The following is an 8468-nucleotide window of genomic DNA, read 5'->3' as shown; positions in this document are numbered from 1 at the left end:
CAGGCTGAGCACCCGCGCGGGTGGGGCCGCGCCGATGGGGCGCGGCCCCACCGGCCGACCTGACCAGGGAGGATGGTCCCCGTGCCACGCGGAGAACTGCGCATCTATCTCGGCGCCGCCCCCGGCGTCGGCAAGACGTACGCCATGTTGGAGGAGGCCCAGCGGCGGGCCGCGCGCGGCACCGACGTGGTGATCGGCTTCGTGGAGACCCACGGTCGGCAGCACACCGCCGCGATGCTCGGCGACCTGGAGCAGGTGCCCCGTCGGGCGATGACCTACCGGGGTGCCGAGTTCACCGAGATGGACCTGGACGCGGTGCTGGCTCGCCGGCCCGAGGTCGCCGTGGTCGACGAGTTGGCGCACACCAACGTGCCCGGGTCCCGGCACGACAAGCGCTGGCAGGACGTCCAGGAGCTGCTCGACGCGGGGATCGACGTGCTGTCCACCGTCAACGTGCAGCACCTGGAGTCGGTCAACGACGTCGTCGCGCAGATCACCGGCACCACCCAGCGGGAGGCCGTGCCGGACGAGATCGTCCGCGCCGCCGAGCAGGTCGAGCTGGTCGACATGACCCCGGAGGCGCTGCGCCGGCGGATGGCGCACGGCAACATCTACCGACCCGACAAGATCGACGCCGCGTTGGGCAACTACTTCCGGGTCGGCAACCTCACCGCACTGCGCGAGTTGGCGCTGCTCTGGCTGGCCGACAAGGTCGACGAGCAGCTAGACCGCTACCGCAGCCAGCAGGGCATCGCCGCGACCTGGGAGGCCCGGGAACGGGTGGTGGTCGCGCTGACCGGCGGGCCCGAGGGGGAGACGCTGATCCGTCGGGCCGCCCGGGTCGCCGCCCGCAGCAAGGGCGCCGACCTGCTCGCCGTGCACGTGGCCCGCAGCGACGGCCTGGCCGGCGCCGACCCCGCCCAGCTGGCCCGCCAACGGGTGCTCGTGGAGAGCCTGGGCGGCACGTACCACCAGGTGCTCGGCACCGACGTGCCAGCCGCGTTGCTGGACTTCGCCCAGGGTGTGAACGCCACCCAACTGGTGCTCGGGGCCAGCCGGCGGGGCCGCCTCGCGCAGATCTTCGCCCGGGGCGTCGGGGTGACCACCACCGCCCTGTCCGGCTCGATCGACGTGCACCTGGTCACCCACAAGCAGGCCGGCAAGGGCCGCCGGGCGGCGGCAGTGCCGGCGGCGTTGTCCCGCCGCCGCCGACTGCTCGGCTTCGGCCTCGCGGTGCTGGGCATGCCGCTGCTCACGGTGCTGCTGCGGACCCTGCCCGACCTGACGCTGACAAACGACATCCTGCTGTTCCTCGCCGGGGTGGTCGGGGTCGCGCTGGTCGGCGGGGTGTGGCCGGCCCTGGTCGCCGCGCTCGGCGGAAGCCTGCTGCTCAACTGGTTCTTCACCCCGCCCTTCAAGACGCTGACCATCGCCGAGGCGGACAACCTGCTCGCCCTGGCCGTCTTCGTCGGGGTGGCGTTGGCCGTGAGCTGGATCGTCGACGTGGCCGCCCGGCGTACCCGGGAGGCCGCGCGGGCCGCCGCGGACGCACAGACCCTCGCCGCCGTTGCCGGTGGTGTGCTGCGCGGCGAACGTCCCCTGCCCGCCCTGCTGGACCAGCTCCGGGAGACCTTCGGCCTGCGCGCGGTGAGCGTGCTGGAGCTGGCCGAGGAGGCGAGCGGGCGTCCGGAGCGGGCCCGCGAGGAGCACGCCTGGTGTGTGGTGGCCAGCGTCGGTGAGCAGCCGGCCTGCACCCCCGACGGCGGTGAGACGGCGGTACCCGTCGACGACCGGATCACCGTGGTGCTCAGCGGCCGGCGGTTGGAGGCCGCCGACCGGCGGATCGTCGAGGCGTTCGCCGCCCAGGCCGCCGTCGCGCTGCGCCAGGAACGGCTCGCCGAGGAGGCCGCGACCGCCCGGCCGCTCGCCGCCGCCGACCGGATGCGCACCGCGCTGCTCGCCGCGGTCAGCCACGACCTGCGTACGCCGCTGGCGTCCGCGAAGGCGGCAGTGACCAGCCTGCGCAGCCACGACATCGAGTTCGACGAGGCCGACCGCGAGGAGTTGCTGGAGACCGCCGAGGAGTCGCTGGACCGGCTCGCCCGGCTGGTCGCGAACCTGCTGGACATGAGCCGGCTCCAGGCGGGTGTGCTGGGCATCTCGGCGACCGCCGTCGGCCTGGAGGACGCCGTACCCCTGGCGCTTGACGAACTTGGCCCGGCGGCCGCGACCGTCGGCACGGACATCCCGGCCGACCTGCCGGCGGCCACCGCCGACCCGGGCCTGTTGGAACGGGTGCTGGTCAACGTGGTCGCCAACGCGCTGCGCTACAGCCCACCCGACCAGCCGCCGGTGATCACCGCCAGCGCGCACGCCGGTCAGGTGGAGCTGCGGGTGATCGATCGGGGGCCGGGCATCCCGGAGGACCAGTGGGAGCGCGTCTTCCTGCCGTTCCAACGCCTCGGTGACCGGGACAACCAGACCGGTGTCGGTCTCGGTCTCGCCCTGTCCCGGGGGTTGGCCGAGGCGATGGGTGGCAGCATCACCCCGGAGACCACCCCCGGTGGTGGGCTCACCATGGTGCTGCGGCTGCCGGCTGCCGCGCAGACCAGCTCGGAGGGGCCACCGGAATGACGCGCATCCTGGTCGTCGACGACGAACCGCAGATCCTGCGCGCCCTGCGGATCAACCTGCGGGCCCGCCGGTACGACGTGGACGTCGCCGGCACCGGGGCCGCCGCGTTGAAGGCCGCCGCCAGCCACCCACCCGACCTGGTGGTGCTCGACCTCGGCCTGCCCGACATCGACGGGGTGGAGGTGATCCGGGGCCTGCGCGGGTGGACCACAGTGCCGATCATCGTGCTCTCCGGCCGGGCCGGCAGCGAGGACAAGGTGGCGGCGCTCGACGCCGGTGCGGACGACTACGTCACCAAACCGTTCGGGGTCGAGGAGTTGCTGGCCCGCATCCGCGCGGTGACCCGCCGCCTCGGCGCGCCCAGCGAGGCGGTGCCGGCGTTGCGGATCGGTCAGCACACCGTCGACCTGGCCGACCACAGCGTGCGCAGGGACGACGGCACCGAGGTCAAGTTGACCCCCACCCAGTGGAGCGTGCTGGAGAAGCTGCTGCGGCACCCCGGCAAGCTGGTCAGCCAACGGCAGCTCCTGCAGGACGTGTGGGGGCCGGAGTACCAGAACGAGACCAACTACCTGCGGCAGTACCTGGCCCAGCTGCGGCGCAAGCTGGAGGACGACCCGGCCCGCCCCCGGCACCTCATCACCGAGCCGGGAATGGGCTACCGCTACCGCCCTTGAACCGTTGACACCCGCCGGCAGAGATTGAAGAATTTCGCTAGCAGCGGCAGCGGCGTGCTTCTGTAACCGTCCCCTCCGGTTACCCCTCGGGAGTTCGCCGTGTCAGTGCCCCTGTCCCGCCGCCGTCTGCTGACCGCCGGCGGTGCCGGCCTCGTCCTGGCCGGTCTCTCCGACCCGTTCCGGGCCGGTCCCGCCCGCGCCGCCGTCACCACCGCCGACCTGGTCGTCTACGGCGCCACCTCCGGTGGGCTGGCCGCCGCGATCACCATGCGTCGGCTCGGCCACACCGCCGTGGTGGTGGAGCCCACCAGCCACGTCGGTGGGCTGAGCACCGCCGGGCTGGGCGCCACCGACACCGGGGTCCAGGCGTCCATCGGCGGGCTGGCCGCCGAGTTCTACCGCCGGGTGTACGTCAAGTACCACGGCGGCACCCTCACGCCGACGTCGCCGCTGCGGATGACCTTCGAACCGCGCGTCGCCGCAGCCGTCTTCGCCGAGATGCTGGCCGAGGCCGGCGTCCCCGTGGTCGTCGGCGCGCGGCTGTCCAGCCTCGGCCGCAGCGGCAACCGGATCACGGAGCTGCGCACCGAGGACGGGTCGATCTATCGGGGCGGGGTGTTCGTGGACGCCAGCTACGAGGGCGACCTGCTGGCCATGGCCGGGGTGGGGTTCACCGTCGGGCGGGAGTCCAACGACGCCTACGGCGAGACGATCAACGGGGTGCAGTCCCGCAACACCCACCAGTTCGTCTACCCGGTCGACCCGTACGTGACGGCCGGCTCGCCCGCCAGCGGCCTGCTGCCGGGCATCTCCACCACCCCGCTCGCCCCGCAGGGCAGCGGCGACGACCGGATCCAGGCGTACTGCTTCCGGATGTGCCTCACCCAGGCGGCCAACCGGATCCCGTTCGGCAGGCCGTCCGACTACGACCCGATCCGGTACGAGCTGCAGCTGCGCCACATCCAGGCCGGCTTCACCGGGCCGTACTTCACCACCGGATCGATCGGCGGTGGGAAGACCGACTCCAACAACAACGGCGCGGTGTCCACCGACCACATCGGTTTCAACCACGCGTACCCGACGGCGACCTGGGCGGCGCGGGAGAGCATCATCGCCGAGCACCGCAGCTACCAGCAGGGGATGATGTGGTTCCTGGCCAACGATCCCCGGTTGCCGGCATCGGTGCGTGAGTCGACCGCCCGGTGGGGGCTGCCGGCCGACGAGTTCACCGGCACGGGCGGCTGGCCGCCGCTGCTCTACATTCGGGAGGCCCGCCGGATGGTCTCCGCGTACGTGATGACCGAGGCTGACTGCCGGGGCCGGGTACGGGCCACCGACTCGGTGGGCCTGGCCAGCTACACGATGGACTCGCACAACTGTCAGCGGGTGGTTGTCGACGGCCGGGTGCGCAACGAGGGGGACGTGCAGATCGGGGTGCCGTCGCCGTACCCGGTCAGCTACCGGGCGATCGTGCCGCACCAGGCCCAGTGCGCCAACCTGCTGGTGCCGGTCTGCCTGTCGGCGAGCCACATCGCGTACGGCTCGATCCGGATGGAGCCGGTGTTCATGATCCTCGGGCAGGCCGCCGCCACGGCGGCGTCGTTGGCGCTCGCCGGGAACCTCGCCGTGCAGGCGGTGTCGGTGCCCGCCCTCCAGGCCCGGCTGCGCCAGGACGGCGCGGTGCTGGAATGGGGATCGACCAGCGAGGTGATCCTGGACAACGCGGCGGCCGGCGGGATCACCCGGGCCGGGACGTGGCTGCGCAGCACCAGCATCGGTGGCTACTACGGCCCGGACTACGAGCACGACGGCAACACCGCCAAGGGCGTCAACCGACTGCGGTTCCGCCCGACGCTGCCCGCCTCCGGGTCGTGGACCGTGCAGCTGCGCTGGACCGCCGACCCCAACCGGGCGAGCAACGTGCCGGTCGACATCGCGTACTCCGGCGGGGTGGCCACCCGGACCGTCGACCAGCGGCAGTCCGGGGGCCAGTGGGTGCCGCTGGGCACCTACCCGTTCACGGCGGGCACCGACGGGAGCGTGCTGATCCGTACCGAGGACACCGACGGCCACGTCATCGCCGACGCGGTGCGCTTCGTCCGCGCCTGACCGATCGGGCCGGCGGCGGTCGTCGGGCGGGCGGCGGTCGTCGGGCCCAGCGGTGGTGCCACCAGCAACGGGTCGACCTGGATCACGTCGATGCCGAGCGGGCGCAGCATGCCGCGCAGCGCCGACTCGCACAGCTCCTCCCACTGCTGGTCCGCGCCCATCGCGGTGACCAGCAGCTCGGGCCGGGTGAAGGCGATGCCCATCCGCTGCCCCTGCGGGGAGCGGCCGGTCCGTACCGTCCGCACCATTCGTCCCGGGAGGTCACGCACCGGAACGGCGTAGATTATCGGGCCCTCGTCCATTGTCGGGTCGGTCCTTTCCACACGTGCCGCCGCGGTGGCGGTCATCGGCTGAGTCGTTCGAGGTCGCGGGCGAAGCGGCGGATGGTCGCGGCCAGCTGCGTCGCCCGGCGCAGCGCCTGCATCCCGGCGAACGAGCGGTCGACGCCCACCACGACCCGGTGGGCACCGGTGCGGCGGCTCATGCGGCGGACCCCGCCCAGGCCTGGGCGTCCGTCGGGGCACCCGGGTCGGCCGGTGTGGTCAGGTCGAGCGCGCGCAGGATGTAGTTCGCCTCCGCCACCTCCACTCCGGCGCGTAGCCGCAGGTCGGCCACCGCGCGGTGCAGCACCGTGATGCTGTCGGCGGCAAGCCGGATGACAGCGTCGACGTCGGCCGCGATCCACCACGCGGCGACGGCGCACGGCTCGTGCCGCAGATACTCCACCAGGTGGCTGCCGGGCGCGGACGGGCCGAGCCGGACGCTGACCAGTGCCTCGTGCCGCCGTTCCGACCCGTCCGCCCTGGTTGTGGGCGCGCCGGGCACGTTGTCGGTGCCGGCGTCGGGTGGCAGCTCTCCGCGTTCCCAGCGTGTCATCCGCCAAGGACTCATGGCACCCATCGTCACCACCGGGCGGCGGCGGAGCACCAGTCGATACGCCGTTTCGACGGGTCACCGCCATTTCTTGACGCCGTGTTCACGCGGCTGCCGGCCAGGCACGCCGACACGGCGAGTAACGTTCGGAACGGACCAAGATCGGCGTACGAGGAGGCACTGTGCTGACGACGACGGTGGACATCGCAACCAGTGACGGAGTGGCGGACGCGTCCCTCACCCGACCGGACGGCGACGGCCCGTTCCCGGCGGTGCTGCTCTTCATGGACGCCTTCGGGCCGCGCCCGCGCCTGGTGGAGATGGCCGAGCGGATCGCCGCCCGGGGCTACCTGGTGCTGACGCCCCACCTGTTCTACCGGGGCGGTCGGGCACCGCTGTTCGACCTGTCCCGGCTCGGCGACGCGGACCAGCGCGGTGCGCTCTTCGAGCAGATCATGCCGCTGATCGGCGCGCTGACCCCCGAGGTGGTCAGCCGGGACACCGCCGCCTACCTGGACTTCCTGGCCGCACGCGACGACGTCCGGCCGGGCCCGGTGGTGATCACCGGTTACTGCATGGGCGGCACGAACGCGTTGCGCGCCATCGAGGCGCACCCGGACCGCATCGCGGCGGTCGCCAGCTTCCACGGCGGGCGGATCGTCACCGACGCGCCGGACAGCCCGCACCTCGCCGTCGGCTCGATCACCGGTGAGGTGTACTTCGGGCACGCCGACGCCGACCAGTCGATGACGCCGGAGCAGATCGCCACGCTGGAGAAGGCGCTCGACGCCGCAGGGGTGCGCTACCGCTCAGAGGTGTACGCGGGCGCCCACCACGGCTACACCATGGCCGACACCCCGGCGTACGACGAGCAGGCCACCGAGCGCCACTGGGCCGCCCTCTTCGACCTGCTGGACCGCACCCTGCCGACGAGCTGACGGCCTGAGTCCAAGAATGCGTCGATCTTGCAGTTCCGGTTGTTGATTTGGGAGTAGATGCCCCTTCTGTCGGGACAGAAAGTGCAAGATCGCGGAGGGAGCCGGGCCCTGGCGCGGTCAGGGGCGCAGCAGCACCGGGCCGGCGTCGATGCGGGTGCGGAACAGCGCGTACGGCTTGCGCCGCAGGTCCTTGCCGCGCTGGTACTGCGGCTGCCGGTGCAGTTGGTTGGCCGTGACGTAGAGGTATCCGTCGGTGGCCACCGACATGGTGTCCGGCCAGAGCAGTCGCGGGTCGTGCACCAGCGTCTCGTACCCGCCGTCGGGCAGTCGACGCAGCACGGCGTTGTGCTCGTACGAGGTGATGTAGAGCCGCCCCGCGTCGTCGCTCTCCAACCCATCCGAGGCGGTGCCCCGGTCGCCCTCGTCGACAACCGTCGCGGCGACGGCCTCCTGGGTGACCCCCGGGTCGGCCAGCGCGTCGGTGGAGACGCTGTAGAGGCGCCGGGACGCCAACGGGCAGTAGTAGAGCCGGGTGCCGTCGGCGGAGATGGCGATGCCGTCGGAGCCCATGCCCACCGGCTTCGGCGGCCCGTCGGCCGGTCGTTCCAGGAACGGCCGGCCCTCGACAATCGGCCGGAACGACGTCAGCGGCTCCGCCTTGGTGGACGGGTGGTCGTGCAGCCGCCGCCAGGCGGCACCGCTGGCCAGGTCCACCACGATGATTCCGTTCGGCCCGGCGAACGCGGAGTCGGTGATGTACGCGACGCCCGCCTCGCCCCGCCGCAGGTCGAAGCGGACGTCGTTGAGGTACGTCGTCGGCAGCGCCACGTCCGCCGGGAAGGTGATCACCTGGGCGACGGTGTCGGTCTCCAGGTCGACCCGGACCAGCTTCGGGCCGCCCGGCTTGGTGGGTTGCAACATCGGACTGCCGGTGTCCAGCACCCAGAGCCGGTCGGCCGGGTCCACCACGATGCTCTGCACCGAGACGAACGCGCCCGCGTCGTCGTCGCCGGACGGGTCGTTCCACGCCTGGTCGGGGTAGGGCGTCTCCTGACCGTCGCGCAGCTCGACGACGGTGGCCGGCACCTCGTCGCCCCACTTCGGGAAGTTGACGAAGATCCGGCCCCGGTGCGAGACGCTCACCCCGGTCGGCATCGGGCCGGTGAAGGTGTGCACCAGCTCCAGTTCCCCCATCGGCTCGTCGCCGACCGGCCCGTTCATGCCGCCCACCCTGTGC

8 protein-coding genes are annotated in these 8468 nt (G+C 72.6%); 4 read left to right on the top strand and 4 right to left on the bottom strand.

The genetic code is table 11. The features are described from left to right. Positions 1 to 81: 81 nt before the first annotated feature. The 3 genes from KBX26_RS29900 (at position 82) to KBX26_RS29890 (ending at position 5420) form a co-directional block, all read left to right on the top strand. Positions 82 to 2634 carry a DUF4118 domain-containing protein gene (locus KBX26_RS29900; RefSeq protein ID WP_210866936.1) on the top strand — a complete coding sequence of 851 codons (2553 nt, stop codon included), beginning with the start codon at positions 82 to 84 and terminating at the stop codon, positions 2632 to 2634. Continuing rightward, a complete protein-coding gene (locus tag KBX26_RS29895; protein ID WP_210859434.1) occupies positions 2631 to 3311 on the top strand; it encodes a response regulator in 681 nt (226 codons plus the stop codon). The genes KBX26_RS29900 and KBX26_RS29895 overlap by 4 nt, the downstream gene beginning before the upstream one ends. Before the next feature lie 99 nt (positions 3312 to 3410). Then, positions 3411 to 5420, top strand: coding sequence for an FAD-dependent oxidoreductase (locus tag KBX26_RS29890; RefSeq protein WP_210866935.1), 2010 nt, complete (start codon positions 3411 to 3413; stop codon positions 5418 to 5420). Here KBX26_RS29890 and KBX26_RS29885 read toward each other — a convergent pair. From KBX26_RS29885 to KBX26_RS29875, 3 genes are all read right to left on the bottom strand, one after another. Beyond that, positions 5321 to 5689: an SAV_915 family protein gene (locus KBX26_RS29885; RefSeq protein WP_209444499.1), complete on the bottom strand. Its 369-nt coding sequence runs from the start codon at positions 5687 to 5689 to the stop codon at positions 5321 to 5323. The genes KBX26_RS29890 and KBX26_RS29885 overlap by 100 nt on opposite strands. Before the next feature lie 74 nt (positions 5690 to 5763). Next, positions 5764 to 5904: a hypothetical protein gene (locus tag KBX26_RS29880; protein ID WP_156057352.1), complete on the bottom strand. Its 141-nt coding sequence runs from the start codon at positions 5902 to 5904 to the stop codon at positions 5764 to 5766. Further along, a complete protein-coding gene (locus tag KBX26_RS29875) occupies positions 5901 to 6311 on the bottom strand; it encodes a hypothetical protein (RefSeq protein WP_156057350.1) in 411 nt (136 codons plus the stop codon). Before KBX26_RS29875 ends, KBX26_RS29880 begins: the two co-directional genes overlap by 4 nt. 164 nt (positions 6312 to 6475) lie before the next feature. Between KBX26_RS29875 and KBX26_RS29870 the strand changes: the two genes are divergently transcribed. Beyond that, complete coding sequence (locus KBX26_RS29870; protein ID WP_030329483.1) at positions 6476 to 7231, top strand: dienelactone hydrolase family protein; 756 nt, start codon at positions 6476 to 6478, stop codon at positions 7229 to 7231. Between the two features lie 117 nt (positions 7232 to 7348). Here the strand turns inward: KBX26_RS29870 and KBX26_RS29865 are convergent, their stop codons facing one another. Continuing rightward, a complete protein-coding gene (locus KBX26_RS29865; RefSeq protein WP_030329481.1) occupies positions 7349 to 8452 on the bottom strand; it encodes an L-dopachrome tautomerase-related protein in 1104 nt (367 codons plus the stop codon). Positions 8453 to 8468 lie beyond the last annotated feature (16 nt).

This window comes from Micromonospora sp. C97 (genome assembly GCF_018070385.1).
GTDB lineage: Bacteria > Actinomycetota > Actinomycetes > Mycobacteriales > Micromonosporaceae > Micromonospora > Micromonospora parva.
The sequence above is the reverse complement of the archived record's forward strand: the minus strand, read 5'-3'. Positions and strand labels throughout refer to the sequence as shown.